Source organism: Luteococcus sp. H101 (genome assembly GCF_038433155.1).
In the GTDB taxonomy this organism is placed as follows: Bacteria; Actinomycetota; Actinomycetes; order Propionibacteriales; family Propionibacteriaceae; genus Luteococcus.
The window spans coordinates 40,647-56,193 of the sequence record NZ_JBCDMW010000043.1 but is presented as its reverse complement, the minus strand read 5'-3'; the positions used below and the strand labels follow the sequence as shown (position 1 = coordinate 56,193).

The following is a 15,547-nucleotide window of genomic DNA, read 5'->3' as shown; positions in this document are numbered from 1 at the left end:
ACCACACCGGGGGTGATTCCTCGCAACCTGCACCGAACATGCTCCCAGAGCATGTTCAGACCACCATCACCCCTAGCCGCCACGAATGAAATCAGTCAGGCTGTACACACATTTCTGCCGCTAACCCGGATCGGGCAGAATGAGGACGTCCCATTGCGGCACCCGTCCCCAGTCTGGGCGTGTGCCATGCCCGAAAGGAAGTACCCCGTGTCCGTCACCATCACCATTGAGCGAGCAGGCGAACGAGCCGAGCAGGTGATCGAGACCACCACCACGGGGCTGGACCTGTTCGGCCAGGACCGCTCTATCGTCGCGATGCACGTGAACGGCGAGACCCGTGACCTGGCGGCCGAGCTGACCGACGGGGATGTCGTCGAGCCGGTGGAGATGACCAGCGACGAGGGGCTGTCCATCGTGCGCCACTCCGCCGCCCACGTCGCCGCCCAGGCCGTGCAGAACCTCTTCGTCGACGCCAAGTTGGCCATCGGCCCGCCCATCACCGACGGCTTCTACTACGACTTCCAGTGCGATCCGCTCACCCCGGAAGACCTGAAGGCGATCGAGAAGCAGATGCAGCGGATCGTGAAGGAACGGCAGCGGTTCGTCCGTCGCGTGGTGACCGAGGAGGAGGCCGTCGAGGCGGAGAAGAACGAGCCCTTCAAGCTGGAGCTGATCCAGGACAAGGGCGGCAACCACGACGACGGCTCGTCGGTGGAGGTGGGTGGCGCCGAGCTGACCATCTACGACAATGTCCGTCGAGACGGCTCGGTGGCCTGGTACGACCTGTGCCGCGGCCCGCACGTCCCGCACACCGGCTACATCAACGCCTTCGCCCTGACCAAGAGCTCGGCCGCCTACTGGCGCGGTGACCAGGCCCAGGCGCCGTTGCAGCGGCTCTACGGCACCGCCTGGGCCAGCAAGGAAGACCTGAAGGCCTACCAGACCCGGCTGGCCGAGGCCGCCAAGCGCGACCACCGCAAGCTGGGCGCGGAGCTGGATCTGTACTCCTTCCCGGAGATCCTGGGCGCCGGCCTGCCGGTCTTCCACCCCAAGGGTGGCGTGATCAAGCGGGCGATGGAGGACTACGTCCGCCAGGCGCACATCGAGAATGGCTTCCAGTACGTCGGCACCCCGCACATCGCCAAGGAGGACCTGTACTACACGTCGGGTCACCTGCCCTACTACGGCGACTTCATGTTCCCGGCGATCGACGACGACGGGCAGAACTACCGCCTCAAGGCGATGAACTGCCCCATGCACAACCTGATCTACTCGTCCCGCGGACGCTCCTACCGGGAGCTGCCGCTGCGGCTGTTCGAGTTCGGCACCGTCTACCGCAACGAGAAGTCCGGCGTGCTGCAGGGCCTGACCCGGGTGCGCTCCATCACCCAGGACGACTCCCACAGCTATGTCCGCAATGACCAGGTGGCCCAGGAGATCAAGCACCTGCTGAACTTCGTGCTGCAGCTGCTGCGCGACTTCGGCCTGGACGACTTCTACCTGGAGCTGTCCACCCGGGACGAGGACGGCAAGAAGAAGGACAAGTTCCTGGGCACCGACGAGCAGTGGGCCACCGCCACCGAGACGTTGCGCGAGGTGGCCGTCGAGTCCGGCCTGGAGTTGGTGGCCGACCCGGGGGGCGCCGCCTTCTACGGCCCCAAGATCTCCATCCAGGCCAAGGACGCGATCGGCCGGACCTGGCAGATGTCCACCATCCAGCTGGACTTCATGCAGCCGGAACGCTTCGGGCTGCAGTACACCGCGCCCGACGGCAGCCACCAGCAGCCGGTGATGATCCACTCCGCCAAGTTCGGCTCCATCGAGCGCTTCCTGGGCGTGCTGGTGGAGCACTATGCGGGTGCCTTCCCGGTCTGGCTGAGCCCGGTGCAGGTGCTGGGCGTTCCCGTGGCCGCGGAGTTCAACGACTACCTCTCTGAGGTGCTGGACCAGCTGACCAAGCAGGGTATCCGGGTGGAGATGGACGCCTCCGACGACCGCTTCCCGAAGAAGATCCGCAATGCCACCAAGGACAAGGTGCCCTTCATCCTGATTGCTGGTGGCGAGGACCGGGATGCCGGGGCCGTGAGCTTCCGCTTCCGCGACGGCTCCCAGCGCAATGGGGTTCCGGTGGCCGAGGCCGTCGAGCTGATCCGGGAGTGGAGCCAGTCCCGTCGCAATGACAGCCCGAGCGCTGCGGAGGCGGAGACCGAGGCGGGGGAGCAGGCCTGATGGGGGCCGACGAGCAGCAGGTCAGGCTGGACTTCGCGGAGTCCATGGCCGGGGTCCCGGACGCCTTCCAGCGGCTGTGGACCCCGCACCGGATGGCCTACATCAAGGGGGATTCCAAGCCGGCCGATGCCACCGAGAAGCAGTGCCCCTTCTGCGTCAAGCCCCAGGGCGACGACGATGACTCCCTGATCGTGCACCGGGGCAAGACCTGCTTCGTGGTGATGAACCTGTTCCCGTACTCGCCCGGCCACCTGCTGGTCTGCCCCTACCGGCACATCAGCTGGTACACCGACGCCAATGCGGAGGAGGTGGCCGAGATTGCCGAGCTCACGCGCACGGCGATGGAGGTCCTCGGCCGGGTCTCCCGTCCAGCGGGTTTCAACCTGGGGATGAACCAGGGCGCGGTGGCCGGCGCCGGGATCGAGGCGCACCTGCACCAGCACATCGTGCCCCGGTGGCAGGGGGACGCCAACTTCCTGCCGATCATTGCCCAGACCAAGGCGGTGCCGCAGCTGCTGGCCGATGCCCGGCAGGCGCTGGCTGACGCCTGGCCCACCGGCGGTGACCGGGAGCGCACCGATGGTTGAGCGGCTGCGCAAGGGTTATGCCGCCGCCATGACCCCGGCCGCCAGGCTGTTCATGGCGCTGCGGATGACGCCGGACATGGTGACCTGGCTGGGCACCTTGCTGGTGATCGTGGTGGCCCTGGCCCTGGTGCCGCAGGGGCACCTGTGGCAGGGGGCGCTGGCCATCACCGTGTGCGTCCTCACCGACGGCGTCGACGGGCAGATGGCCCGGATGATGAACCACAAGTCCGCCTATGGCGCCTTCCTGGACTCGACGCTGGACCGGGTGGCCGACGGGGCGATCTTCGGGGCCGTGGCCCTGTACTACGCCGGTCAGGGCAATTCGGTGCTGTGGAGCGGCATGGCCATCGGTGCCCTGGTGATGGGCCAGGTCACCAGCTATGCCAAGGCGCGCGGCCTGGCCCTGGGCTTCAAGGTCTGGGGCGGGTTGGCGGCCCGCGGGGACCGGTTGTTGGTCCTGCTGGTGGGCATGTTGCTGGCCGGCCTCGGGCTGCACTGGGCCATGCCGATTGCACTGTGCTACCTGCTGTTCGCCAGCACCTGGACGGTGCTGCAGCGGATGGGCCAGGTCAAGAGCCAGGCCCGTCAGGCGGAGGCCGACGGGGTGGAGATGGTGGATCCCCAGGCCACCGTCGCCGCGGAGCACGCGGACCAGCAGTCCCTGCACCTGCGCCACCAGACCAGGCCGAAGGAGCGAGGCACGGCGTGACCCTCACCCGGATGGCGTTGACGGCGGCGGAGCAGGTGCCCGCCGCCGTTCTTCGCCCGCTGGCGCAAGCGGGTGGCCGGCTGGCCGCGCTGCACCCGCCCCGGGGCCTGCGCCAGTGGCAACTCAACGTCGCCACCATGACGGGGCAGCAGCCCTCCCGCCAGCAGACCTCCGCGGCGGCCGCCAGTTGGGCGCGCAACCTGGCCGAGTCGGCGCAGCTGGGCCGCTGGACCCCGGAGCAGGTGCTGGGCTCGGTGCGGATCAGTCCGGCGGACCGCGAGCGATTGCTGGGCCTGCATGCCACCACCGGAGTGGTGGCGGCCCTGCCACACATGGGTTCCTGGGACCTGGCCGGGGCGTGGGCCTGCCTGAATGGGCTGCCGGTCTCCACCGTGGCCGAGGAGATCCCGGAGTTCGACTACTTCGTCGGCGTGCGCCAGGCGCTGGGCATGCGGGTGTACGGGTTGCGGGACCCGCGGGTGGTCGCCCGGCTGGCCGCGGACCGACGGGCGGGCCGGCTGGTCTGCCTGCTCAGTGACCGCTACTTCGGCCGGGGCGGGGTTCCGGTGCGCTGGCCCACGGCGACCGGGCCGGTGGATGGACGGTTGCCGGGGGGCGCCGCCCACCTGGCGCTCAGCACCGGGGCCAGCCTGCTGGGGATCGCCAGCCACTACGAGCCGGACGGGATGCGCTTGGTGGTCTCACAACCGCTGCGCGGACAGAGCGTTGAGGCCATGGTGCAGCAGCTGGCGGACTTCTTTGCCGGGCAGATCCGCAACAATCCCACCGACTGGCACATGATGCAGCCCCTCTTCCCGGGCCGGGCGGCCGGATGACGTCGGTGTCGCCCGGCCTGCGGATCGGGCTGGTCTGTCCCTATTCCTTTGCGCGCCCCGGTGGGGTGCAGAACCACGTGATCGGTCTGGCGGGTTGGCTGCGCCGGCAGGGTCATGCCGTGCGGATCCTGGCGCCCGGCCGTCCGGAAGCGGGAGTGCTGGCGGCGGCCGGGGTGCGGGAGCAGGACTTCACCTCGGCCGGCCCGGCCATCCCGGTGGCCTACAACGGCTCGGTGGCCCGGATCAACTTCGGCCCCACCGTGGCCTACCGGGTGCGGGAGTGGCTGGCCGACGGCGGCTTCGACCTGGTGCATCTGCACGAGCCGATGACCCCGTCGGTCTCCCTGCTGGCGTTGGGCCAGGCCCGGACACCCGTCGTGGTGACCTTCCACACGGCCACCCCGGGCTCACGGACCATGCGGCTGGCCTACCAGGTGCTGCCGCAGGCGGCCGGGAGGATCGACCAGGCGATTGCCGTCTCCTCGTCGGCCGCCGAGGTGGCGCGGCGCTACAGCGGGTTGCGGACCACCGTGATCGGCAACGGGATCGACGTGCGCAGCCATGCGCTGGAGACCTGCCGCGGGCAGTGGCGCGCGGGGGACCGTCCCCGGATCACCTTCATCGGGCGCTATGACGAGCCCCGCAAGGGGTTGCCGGTGTTGCTGGGGGCGCTGCCGGCGGTGCGCCGGGCCCATCCCGATCTGGACGTGGTGGTGATCGGCCAGGGGGCCCGGCGTTCGGTGCCGGGCGTACGCTTCCTCGGGGCCCTGCCCGATGCCCAGCGCAACCGGCTGCTGGCCAGCAGCGATGTCTACGTGGCGCCACAGACCGGACGCGAGAGCTTCGGGATCGTGCTGCTGGAGGCCCTGGCCTCCGGGGCGCCGGTGGTGGCCGCCGGCCTGCCCGCCTTCACCGAGGTACTGACCGACGGCGAGGGCCTGGTGGGGGAGGTCTTCCGGGTGGGGGACCCCGCGGACCTGTCCGAGGCGCTGCTGCGCTGCCTGGCCCGGCCCCGCGACGAGAACCTGTGGCGCGGCCGGCGGCGGGCCGAGGCCTTCGACTGGGCCGAGCTGGGGCCCCGGATCATGGCGGTCTACGGACGGGCGACTGGCCGGGCCCGGACGCGGCGACCGGCGCACCGCGGGCCGTTCGGCGGATCGCCTACAGTGGGTCCGTGAACACCACCCCGTCGAGCCCGGACGACCAGGTCGTCGGGCGCAGCTATGACACCGACCGGGTGCTGACCATCCCCAACCTGCTCAGCTTCCTGCGGCTGATCGGGGTGCCGGTCTTCGTCTGGTTGATGCTGGGGCCACGCGCCGACGGCTGGGCGGTGGCCCTGTTGATGTTCGCCGGGTTCAGCGACTGGCTGGACGGCCACCTCGCCCGGGCCTGGCACCAGACCTCCCGGGTGGGGCAGATGCTGGACCCGGTGGCCGACCGGCTCTACATCGCCTCCACGCTGGTGGCGCTGGCTGTTCGTCAGCTGATCCCGTGGTGGCTGGTGCTCCTGCTGGTGGCCCGCGACGTGCTGATGCTGGCCCTGGTGCCGCTGTTGCGCACCCGCGGCTACACCAGCCTGCCGGTCCACCTGATTGGCAAGGCCGCCACCTTCTGCCTGCTCTACGCCTTCCCGATGGTGCTGCTGGGTGAGGGCCAGTCCACCATCGCCCTGGTGTGCAAGGTGCTGGGCTGGGCCTTCGCCATCTGGGGCACGGCCCTGTACTGGTGGGCCGGGTTGTTGTACGTTCGCCAGACCTTCCACCTGCTGCAGACCCCGCGCGCCCCCCGAGCCGCCCGATGAACAGCACCCGCCGCCCGGACGCCAGCATGGACCTGCTGGCGACCATCCAGCGCACCGCGGTGGATCCGGAGTACCGGCGGGTGGCCGACGGCGAGGGCGCGCCGGCCCGACCGGTGCTGCGGGCAGCCGGGCTGATGCTGGCGGCCGGGTTGATTGCCATGGCCGCGGCGCAGACCCACAGCTCCCTGCCCGGCGTCGAGCGGGAACGCAACGATCTCATCCACCGGGTGCGCGCGGCCGAGACCCGGCAGGATGCCCTGCGGCGGGGCGTCGCCACTCAGGAGGCCGAGCTGCGAGGGCTGCAGCAGGCCGCCCTGCCCAAGGCCCAGCAGGATCCCGCCGAGGCGGTGCTGGCCGGCACGTTGCCGGTCACCGGCCCGGGGATCACCATCCGGGTGGACGACGCCGACCAGACCTCCGGCGGCCCGGATGCGGCGCAGGTGACCGACCAGGATCTGCGACGGCTGGTGAACGGCCTGTGGCTGGCCGGGGCGGAGGCGGTCAGCATCAACGGCCACCGGGTGAGTTCGCGCACCGCCATCAGGTCCGCGGGGTCGGCGATCACCGTCGACTACCGCTCACTGCAGCACCCCTACCGGGTGGAGGCGATCGGGGACCCGCGCAGCCTGGGGGCCGAGCTGGCGGCCACCTCCGCGGGCCAGTGGTGGGCCTTCCTCAAGGACAACTACCGTCTGCAGTACGAGGTCACCACCAGCGAACGCCTGGCCCTGCCCGCGGACCCGGGCCTGGGGGTCCGGGCCGCCAGGGTTGAGCGATGAAGGAGTGGGGCGTGGGGGACGGAAAGCCATGATTGCGTTGTTGGGTCTGCTGCTGGGGATCGCGTTGGGGCTGTGGTTGGAGCCAAGCCTGCCGGCCGCCCTGCAGCCCTACCTGCCGATTGCCATCGTCGCGGCACTGGATGCCCTGTTCGGTGGCCTGCGGGCCTATCTGGACGGCATTTTCACCGACAAGGTCTTCGTGGTGAGCTTCGTGTCCAATGTGTTGATCGCCGCCCTGATCGTGTGGGTGGGGGACCTGATCGGCGTCGGCTCCCAGCTGTCCACGGCCGTGGTGGTGGTGCTGGGCATCCGGATCTTCACCAATGCCGCGGCCATCCGACGGGCGCTGCTCCATGCCTGAGGCCGGGCTGTGGCGTCGGATCGGGCGGGACCTGGTGCACCCCAGCCGGGGCCAGTTCCTGGTGGCGGGGGTGCTCTTCCTGATCGGCCTGCTGGTGGTCACCCAGTTGGCCGGCGGGCGGGAGCAGGACACCTACTCCAGCATGCGACGCACGGACCTGGTGCAGCTGCTGGACCAGCTCAATGCCGAACAGGAACGCCTGTCCCAGGAGTCCACCCGGTTGGAGAAGACCAAGCAGGAGCTGGCCTCGGGCGCCGATGCCCGTCGGATTGCCGCGGAGCAGAACAGCAAGCGGCTGGACCAGCTGCACATCCTGGCCGGCACCGTGGGCGCCAAGGGCCCGGGGATCCGGCTGACCATCGTCGACCCCCAGCACAAGGTAGGGCCGGAGATCCTGCTGGATGCCGTGGAGGAGATGCGCGACGCCGGGGCCGAGGCGATCGAGATCAATGACCAGGTGCGGGTGGTGGCGCAGAGCTGGTTCTCCCGCGACGGCCAGCAGCTGGTGGCCGACGGCAAGCCGCTGCAGACCCCGTTGGTGCTGGACGTGATCGGGGAACCGCACGCCCTCGAGGAGGGGGCCCGCTTCCGGGGCGGGCTGGTCAGCCAGGTGCAGGCGGAGGCCGTCGGGGGAGAGGTGGCGATCTCCCGCTTGGAGGAGGTCCGGATCACCGCGTTGCACGAGTCGCGGCCGGTGCGCTGGGCCAAGCCAGCCTGACCACACCCCCCGAGTGCTCGTCCCGGTGTCGCAAGGGCGTTAGGCTAGGCCTCGCCAGCCCCGGTACCACCGGGGAGACCTGCGAAGGAGCAAAGCGATGTCCCGTTTTCCCGAGGACCTGAAGTACAGCGAAGACCATGAGTGGGTGCGGGCCGGCAATGGCTCGACCGTGCGGATCGGTATCACGGAGTACGCCGCGCAGGCGCTCGGTGACATCGTCTACGTGTCCCTGCCCAATGTCGGCGAGGAAGTGGCCGCCAACGACTCCTGCGGTGAGCTGGAGAGCACCAAGAGCGTCTCCGACGTCTTCACCCCCGTGGCCGGCGTCGTGACCGCTGTCAACGAGGGGCTGGCCGACGCCCCCGAGACCGTCAATGCCGACCCCTACGGCGACGGCTGGCTGTTCGAGATCGAGCTGGCCGCCGATTCCGACACCGATTCCCTGATGGACTCCGACGCCTACCAGGAGATGGTCGGCGAGTGACCCGCTGGCCAACCCCGTTGGCCTGTCAGAATGACCCTTTGGGGGCTGCCGGTAGTCTCGGCGCACCCACGACAGCCCGATTTCCACGACCCGCGTCGTGGACAGGCAGAGGAGAGCTGAGACATGGAATGCACCCAGTGCGGCAAGCCGGTTGAGCCCGGCGCCAACTTCTGTTCCAACTGTGGCGAGCGGATCGTGGCTCGCGACGGTGCGGTGGCCGAGGTGCCTGGGGACAGCACCCGGATGATCCCGGTGGTCACCGAGACCACCGGCACCCTGGAGCTGGGGCCGGACGACATGGCCGCGGTCAGCGCGCTGCCCACCGAGCACGCCCTGCTGATCGTCGAGCGCGGCCCGGGAGCCGGTGCCCGCTATCTGCTGGACGAGCAGGAGGTCACCGTCGGACGCCATCCCGATTCCGACATCTTCCTGGACGACATCACCGTCTCCCGGCACCACGTCAAGTTCCTGCGCACGGAGCAGGGCTGGGCGGTGGCGGACCAGAACAGCCTCAACGGCACCTATGTCAACCGCACCCTGGTGGACGGCCGTGCCCCGCTGCGTCAGGGCGACGAGGTGCAGATCGGCAAGTTCCGGATGATCTTCTTCGTGAGCGAGCCTGGTCTGCGCTGATGCCCCAGCCCCTGCGATCCATCGGTCAGGTGTTGGCCATCCTGAAGGTGGAATTTCCCGACGTCTCGATCTCCAAGATCCGTTTCCTGGAGAGCGAGGGCCTGCTTGCACCCGAGCGGGCGCCGTCCGGTTACCGTCGCTATGCCCAGAGCGACATCGACCGGCTGCACTACATCCTCACCGTGCAGCGGGACCACTACCTCCCCCTGAAGGTGATCCGGGAACACCTGGAGATGATGGATCGCGGGGAGCAGCCGCCCAATCTGGAGGCGCCGGCACCGGCCACCCCGGTGCCGGTGGCCGAGGTCGCCGACGTGGCAGGGCCGGCACGCACTCCGGGGGCCTCGCCCCGGGCCACCCGCAAGCCGATGCGGCTCACCCGCCGGGAGCTGCTGCAGGCCTCCGGCATCAGCGAGCAGGTGTTGCTGGACCTGGAGCGGCAGCAATTGGTGCAGCCACGCCGCCAGTCCAGCTACTACGGCCGGGAGGCGTTGACCATCTGCGTGGTGGCGCGCAAGCTGCAGCTCTACGGGATGGATTCGCGGCACCTGCGGGCCATCAAACAGTCCGCCGAGCGGGAGGCTGGCCTGGTGGAGCAGGCGGTGCAGCCCTTCCTGCGAAGACACAACAGCCAGGCGGCGGAGGCGGCCAAGGAGGTCACCCAGCTGGTGGTCCATGCCCACGCCGCCATGATGCACTCCTTGATCCAGCGCTGAGCGCCGGTCCTGACCCTGACCGGGTGCAGAATCATCTTTTGGTACTGCTCAGGTCAAGGAGGATCATCATGCGTGCCCGTAGGAATCTGGTTGCCGCACTGGCTGTGGCACTGACCGCCACCGGCCCACTGGCATGGGGGGCCGAACCCCAACCCGTGCCGTCCCCGTCACCCGTCGAGCGCCCCCACACCACGGGCCGCTGGATCGTCGACGCGCAGGGGCGGGTACTGCTGCCGGTTGGCACCAATGTGATGAACAAGGATGGCGACTACCTGCCCGAGTCCATCGGCTTCGGGGACGACGACGCGGCCTTCCTGGCCGAACAGGGCTTCACCTCGGTGCGGCTCGGGTTCTCCTGGCGCGGCGTCGAGCCCAACCCGGGCCAGTACGACCGCGCCTACCTGGCCGCGCTGAAGCAGACCATCGCCACCTTCCACCGGCACGGCGTGAGCGTGCTGCTGGACAGCCATCAGGACATGGTGGCCCCGGCCTTCGAGGGCAATGGTTTCCCGGACTGGGCGGCGCTCACCGACGGCTGGCCCAACACCATCAAGGCCGGCTTCCCGAACAACCAGTTCTTCAATGTGGCCCTGCAGCACGTCTACGACAATCTGCACGCCAACAAGCCGGGGCCCGGGGGTGTTGGCCTGGCCGATCGCTACGCCGCCATGTGGGCCGAAGTGGCCCGCACGGTGCGGGACAGCCCCGGGGTGATCGGCTTCGACCTCTACAACGAGCCCTGGCCGGGAACCAACTGGGTGGGGTGCCTGACCCCGGGGCCGTGCCAGCGCAAGGACGCCGACCTGTCCAGCTTCCAGCAGAAGGCCACTCAGGCCATCCGGGCCACCGGCGATCCCACCCCCGTCTTCGCCGAGCCGTTCAGCCTGTTCAACCAGGGCAGCCAGACCAACCTGCGGGTCAACGGCACCAATGTCGGGCTGTCCTTCCACGTCTACTGCCCGATGCAGCAGATGAACGGCCCCTACGGCAACTGCCTACCGCAGGACAAGCGGGTCTTCGCCAATGCCGAGTCCCGCAGCACCGCGCTGGCGCAGCCGTCGCTGCTGACCGAATTTGGCAACACGAAGGACGCCACCACCCTGCGGACCCAGAGTGACCTGGCGATGCGCAATCGGATGGGCTGGTACTACTGGGAGTACTCCCGCGGGGAGGCCCGCAACACGATCGTCGCCGACATGTCCAAGCCGCCCGAGGGCAACAATGTCGACTGGGGCAAGCTGGACCACCTGGTGGTGATGCGTCCCGAGGCGGTGGCGGGGATTCCGCAGGAGTACTCCTATGACCGGGACAGGGGCGTCTTCCGCCTGACCTGGAGCACCGAGCTGGCCGACGGCGGACGTGCGGCCGCCGGGGCCATCACGACCATCTCGGTGCCCCGGCGGACGGCGCCACAGGGCTACACGGTCAGTGTCCAGGGGGCCAGGGTGACCTCGCCCGCCGGAGCGGACGTCGTCACCCTTGCCCAGGAGGCCGGCGCCCACAGTGGGCAGGTGACCATCACCCGCCGCTGAACGGCCCCGCGCTAGGGTGAGGGCCATGCGGGAACTTGATGTGGTCGGAGTCCGGGTCGATGTGCCGTCGAATGCCCCCATCCTGTTGCTGCAGGAGTCGGGCGGCAGCCGGGTCATCCCGATCTGGATCGGCGCCGCGGAGGCCTCCGCCATCGCCAACGCCCTGGAGGGGGTGGTCCCTCCCCGCCCCCTCACGCATGACCTGATGGCCCAGCTCCTCTCGGAGCTGGGCCACACCCAGGTCAGCGCCCGGATCACCGCGATGAAGGAGGGTCCCGAGGAGGGCGGCATCTTCCATGCCGAGCTGGAGGTGGACGGGCACGTGCTGTCCGCCCGCCCGTCCGACGTGGTGGCCTTGGCGGTGCGCAGCGGGATCGTGATCACCGCCCCGGAGGAGTTGCTGGACCAGGTGGGCGTCGAGCTGGAGCAGCCCGCCCAGGATGAGGTGGAGCGTTTCCGGGAGTTCCTCGATTCGGTCAGTCCGGACGATTTCGAGGAGTCCTGAACCGGCTGCGGACGGCCCGACGAAAGTCTCAACCCCACCCTCAACCACCCGGCGTGTACATTGCCCACGGCCGGTCCCGCCGGTTAGCGTCTGGATCACAGGCGTGGAACTACAGCGCTGTCGGCAACCAGAAGGCGGGGACGTGATGAACCAGGCGAGCGAGGCCCTGTTGGGCCAGGAGACGTTCGGCCAGGAAGCACTCTTCGACGGTGACTTCTCCCCGCTGCCCGAGGACCTGGGCTTCCGCGGCCCAGTGGCCTGCCGGGCCGCCGGGATCACTTACCGTCAGCTGGACTACTGGGCCCGCACCGGCCTGGTCACCCCGGAAATCCGGGGCGCGGAGGGCTCCGGCACCCAGCGCCTGTACTCCTTCCGGGACATTCTGATGCTGAAGGTGATCAAGCGGCTGATCGACGCCGGGATCAGCCTGCAGCAGATCCGCGTCGCCATCGACCACCTGCACCAGCGCGGCGTGCAGGACCTGACCCAGGTCACCCTGATGAGCGACGGCGTCAGCGTCTATGAATGCACCTCGGACATGGAGGTGGTGGACTTGCTGCGCGGTGGTCAGGGCATGTTTGCGATCGCGCTGGGCGGCGTCTGGCGGGACATCGAGGGCACGCTGAGCGAGCTGCCCACCGAGCGGGCCGACGACGCTGCGGCCGCCCCCGCCAGCGACGGTGAAATGGCTCGCCAGCGCCCCATTCTGCGCGCCATCTGATTCCCGCCCCGGCCTGTTGGTGGCCGGTGACAGCCGCTAGGGTGAGCCCATGGTCACCACGTCCACGGCACATCAGTTCAGCACCCGGCACATCGGCCCCAGCGAGGATGAGCGTCAGCAGATGCTCGACCTCTTGGGCTTGGCCTCCCTGGAGGACCTGACCGAGGCACTGCCATCCCGGATCCGGCTCGACGCCGAACTGGATCTCCCGCCGGCCTACACCGAACAGGACGTGGCCGACGAGCTGCGCGCCCTGTCCGAGATGAACCACCCGATGCGGGCGATGATCGGCCTGGGCTACCACGGCACCCTCACCCCGGCCGTCGTGCGCCGCAATGTGCTGGAGAATCCGGGCTGGTACACCGCCTACACGCCCTACCAGCCGGAGATCAGCCAGGGCCGGCTGGAGGCGTTGCTGAACTTCCAGACGATGGTGGCAGACCTGACCGGCATGGCCATCGCCGGCTCCTCCCTGCTGGATGAGGGGACCGCCGTCGCCGAGGCGGTGGGCGTTGCGCGGCGCGCCACCCGCAAGGGCAACGTCGTGCTGCTGGATGCTGACCTGCTGCCCCAGTCGGCGGCCGTGGTCCGCACCCGCGCCGCCGCCCTGGGCTGGCAGGTGGGGCAGGCCGATGACCTGGTGGCCGGGTTGCAGCAGCACGAGGCCTTCGCCGTCGTGGTGCAGGTGCCGGGGGCCAGCGGCCGGATCCGCCCAGTCGACGAGCTGCGGGCGATCGCTGACAAGGCCCACGAGAACGGGGTCACGGTGATCGCGGCCGCGGACCCGCTGGCCCTGACCCGGCTGGAATCCCCGGGCAGCTGGGGTGCCGATGTGGCCGTCGGGTCCACCCAGCGGCTGGGCGTGCCGCTGTTCTACGGCGGCCCGCACGCCGGCTACATCGCGGTCCGGGCCGGGCTGGAACGCTCCATGCCGGGCCGTTTGGTGGGGGTCTCCGTCGACGCCGACGGCACACCCGCCTACCGGCTGGCGCTGCAGACCCGCGAGCAGCACATCCGTCGGGAGAAGGCCACCTCCAACATCTGCACCGCCCAGGTGCTGCTGGCCGTGACCGCCAGCATGTACGCCGTCTACCACGGCCCCGACGGCCTGCGCCGGATCGCCGACGGGATCCACCAGCAGACCCGACGACTGGCCGCCGCCCTCAAGGCCGCCGGCCTGGACCTGGCCACCGAGGACTTCTTCGACACCCTGCTGGTCAGTGCGCCGGGCCGGGCCCGGGAGATCGTCGCCGCGGCCCGGGAGGACTGCGTGCATCTGCGGCTGGCGGACGACGACCACGTCGGCATCAGCGTGGGGGAGGACTGCCGGGAGGAGGACCTCCAGGCCGTGGCCAAGGCCTTCGGCGCCACCCTGTCCGACGACCAGCTGGGCGGGCTGGCGGGCCACCAGCGGGCAGAGGACTACCTGCTGCACCCGGTCTTCAACAACTACCACTCCGAGACCCTGATGATGCGCTACCTGCGGGCGCTGAGTGACCGGGACTTCGCCCTGGACCGGGGCATGATCCCGCTGGGCTCCTGCACCATGAAGCTGAACGCGGCCACCGAGATGGAGCCGATCAGCCTGCCCGGCTTCGCCAACCTGCACCCCTTCGCCCCGGCCGAGGATGCCCGCGGCTATGCCGAGATGATCGGCCGGCTGGGGAAGTGGCTGGAGACCATCACCGGCTATGACCGGGTCTCCCTGCAGCCCAATTCCGGCGCCGCCGGCGAGTACGCCGGGTTGATGGCCATCCGCAGCTACCACCTCTCGCGGGGCGACGAGCAGCGCACCGTGTGCCTGATCCCGTCCTCGGCGCACGGCACCAATGCCGCCTCCGCCGCGATGGCCGGGATGAAGGTCGTCGTGGTCAAGGCCCTGGCCGACGGCTCGATCGACATGGATGACCTGCGCACCCAGGTGGACAAGCACCGCGACCAGCTGGCCGCCATCATGGTCACCTACCCGTCCACCCACGGTGTCTACGAGGACACCATCACCGAACTGTCTGAGCTGGTGCATGAGGCCGGCGGCCAGGTCTACGTGGACGGGGCGAACATGAACGCCCTGGCCGGGCTGGCCCGCCCGGGCAAGTTCGGCGGCGACGTCAGCCACCTGAACCTGCACAAGACCTTCGCCATCCCGCACGGTGGCGGCGGCCCCGGCGTCGGCCCGATTGGGGTGCGCGAGCACCTGGCGCCCTTCCTGCCCAACCATCCGCTGGCGCCGGACGCTGGTCCGGAGACCTCCTACGGCCCGGTGGCCTCGGCCCCCTGGGGTTCCGCGGGCGTGATGCCGATCTCCTATGCCTACATCGCGATGATGGGCAGCCAGGGGCTGCGCGAGGCCACCCTGAACGCCATCCTCAACGCCAACTACATCGGCAAGCGGCTGGAGGGACACTTCCCGGTGCTCTACGCCGGTGCCGATGGCCGGGTGGCGCACGAATGCATCCTGGACCTGCGGCCCATCACCAAGAGCAGCCACATCAGCGTCGACGACGTGGCCAAGCGCCTGGTGGACTACGGCTTCCACGCCCCCACCATGAGCTTCCCGGTGGCGGGCACGCTGATGGTGGAGCCGACCGAGAGCGAGAGCAAGTACGAGCTGGATCGCTTCTGCGACGCGATGATCGCCATCCGGGCCGAGATCGCCAAGGTGGAGACGGGGGAGTGGGAGCTGGCCGACAATCCGCTGGTGAACGCGCCGCACACCCAGGCGCGGGTGACCGCCGACGAGTGGCGGCATTCCTACAGCCGGACCGAGGCGGGCTATCCCGCCGGCCGGCACCTGGGGCCGCTGGCCGGCGTCGGACAGGACAAGTACTGGCCGGCGGTGGCCCGGATCGACGGGGTGCAGGGTGACCGCAACCTGGTCTGCTCCTGCCCGCCGATCGAGAGCTACCAGGAGTGAGGCACTTCCCGCGCGTGCA

The 15,547-nt window shown here is 69.7% G+C and carries 15 protein-coding genes and 1 pseudogene; all 16 read left to right on the top strand.

Annotation, left to right across the window (positions count from 1 at the left end):
* Nucleotides 1-186: 186 nt before the first annotated feature.
* The 16 genes and pseudogenes from thrS to gcvP all read left to right on the top strand — a co-directional run bounded on the left by thrS (nucleotide 187) and on the right by gcvP (nucleotide 15,528).
* Complete coding sequence (gene thrS, locus AAEX60_RS15905; protein WP_342104922.1) at nucleotides 187-2,229, top strand: threonine--tRNA ligase; 2,043 nt, start codon at nucleotides 187-189, stop codon at nucleotides 2,227-2,229.
* Nucleotides 2,229-2,816: an HIT family protein gene (locus tag AAEX60_RS15900; protein WP_342104919.1), complete on the top strand. Its 588-nt coding sequence runs from the start codon at nucleotides 2,229-2,231 to the stop codon at nucleotides 2,814-2,816. The genes thrS and AAEX60_RS15900 overlap by 1 nt, the downstream gene beginning before the upstream one ends.
* A pseudogene (gene pgsA, locus AAEX60_RS15895) lies at nucleotides 2,809-3,390 on the top strand (phosphatidylinositol phosphate synthase); the annotation flags it as partial. The gene AAEX60_RS15900 and the pseudogene pgsA, both read left to right, overlap by 8 nt.
* A gap of 131 nt (nucleotides 3,391-3,521) precedes the next feature.
* Nucleotides 3,522-4,361: an LpxL/LpxP family acyltransferase gene (locus tag AAEX60_RS15890; RefSeq protein ID WP_342104913.1), complete on the top strand. Its 840-nt coding sequence runs from the start codon at nucleotides 3,522-3,524 to the stop codon at nucleotides 4,359-4,361.
* Entirely contained in the window at nucleotides 4,358-5,539 is a 1,182-nt protein-coding gene (locus AAEX60_RS15885; RefSeq protein WP_342104910.1) for a glycosyltransferase family 4 protein, read from the top strand. The genes AAEX60_RS15890 and AAEX60_RS15885 overlap by 4 nt, the downstream gene beginning before the upstream one ends.
* Complete coding sequence (locus AAEX60_RS15880) at nucleotides 5,536-6,165, top strand: CDP-alcohol phosphatidyltransferase family protein (protein ID WP_342104908.1); 630 nt, start codon at nucleotides 5,536-5,538, stop codon at nucleotides 6,163-6,165. Before AAEX60_RS15885 ends, AAEX60_RS15880 begins: the two co-directional genes overlap by 4 nt.
* Nucleotides 6,162-6,944, top strand: a complete 783-nt coding sequence (locus tag AAEX60_RS15875; protein WP_342104906.1) for a DUF881 domain-containing protein — start codon at nucleotides 6,162-6,164, stop codon at nucleotides 6,942-6,944. The genes AAEX60_RS15880 and AAEX60_RS15875 overlap by 4 nt, the downstream gene beginning before the upstream one ends.
* A gap of 28 nt (nucleotides 6,945-6,972) precedes the next feature.
* The gene (locus AAEX60_RS15870) at nucleotides 6,973-7,305 is read left to right on the top strand and encodes a small basic family protein (RefSeq protein WP_342104903.1); all 333 of its coding nucleotides are present in this window, start codon (nucleotides 6,973-6,975) and stop codon (nucleotides 7,303-7,305) included.
* Nucleotides 7,298-8,023, top strand: a complete 726-nt coding sequence (locus tag AAEX60_RS15865) for a DUF881 domain-containing protein (protein WP_342104900.1) — start codon at nucleotides 7,298-7,300, stop codon at nucleotides 8,021-8,023. Before AAEX60_RS15870 ends, AAEX60_RS15865 begins: the two co-directional genes overlap by 8 nt.
* A 97-nt stretch (nucleotides 8,024-8,120) precedes the next feature.
* A complete protein-coding gene (gene gcvH / locus AAEX60_RS15860; RefSeq protein ID WP_342104896.1) occupies nucleotides 8,121-8,507 on the top strand; it encodes a glycine cleavage system protein GcvH in 387 nt (128 codons plus the stop codon).
* 123 nt (nucleotides 8,508-8,630) lie between these two features.
* Entirely contained in the window at nucleotides 8,631-9,140 is a 510-nt protein-coding gene (locus AAEX60_RS15855; RefSeq protein WP_342104893.1) for an FHA domain-containing protein, read from the top strand.
* A complete protein-coding gene (ftsR, locus tag AAEX60_RS15850) occupies nucleotides 9,140-9,856 on the top strand; it encodes a transcriptional regulator FtsR (protein WP_342104891.1) in 717 nt (238 codons plus the stop codon). Before AAEX60_RS15855 ends, ftsR begins: the two co-directional genes overlap by 1 nt.
* 68 nt (nucleotides 9,857-9,924) lie before the next feature.
* Nucleotides 9,925-11,388: a cellulase family glycosylhydrolase gene (locus AAEX60_RS15845; RefSeq protein ID WP_342104889.1), complete on the top strand. Its 1,464-nt coding sequence runs from the start codon at nucleotides 9,925-9,927 to the stop codon at nucleotides 11,386-11,388.
* Nucleotides 11,389-11,413: 25 nt separating this feature from the next.
* Nucleotides 11,414-11,893 carry a bifunctional nuclease family protein gene (locus AAEX60_RS15840; RefSeq protein WP_342104887.1) on the top strand — a complete coding sequence of 160 codons (480 nt, stop codon included), beginning with the start codon at nucleotides 11,414-11,416 and terminating at the stop codon, nucleotides 11,891-11,893.
* Between the two features lie 145 nt (nucleotides 11,894-12,038).
* Nucleotides 12,039-12,614, top strand: a complete 576-nt coding sequence (locus AAEX60_RS15835) for a MerR family transcriptional regulator (RefSeq protein WP_342104884.1) — start codon at nucleotides 12,039-12,041, stop codon at nucleotides 12,612-12,614.
* A gap of 49 nt (nucleotides 12,615-12,663) precedes the next feature.
* Entirely contained in the window at nucleotides 12,664-15,528 is a 2,865-nt protein-coding gene (gene gcvP, locus AAEX60_RS15830; RefSeq protein ID WP_342104882.1) for an aminomethyl-transferring glycine dehydrogenase, read from the top strand.
* Nucleotides 15,529-15,547: the final 19 nt, after the last annotated feature.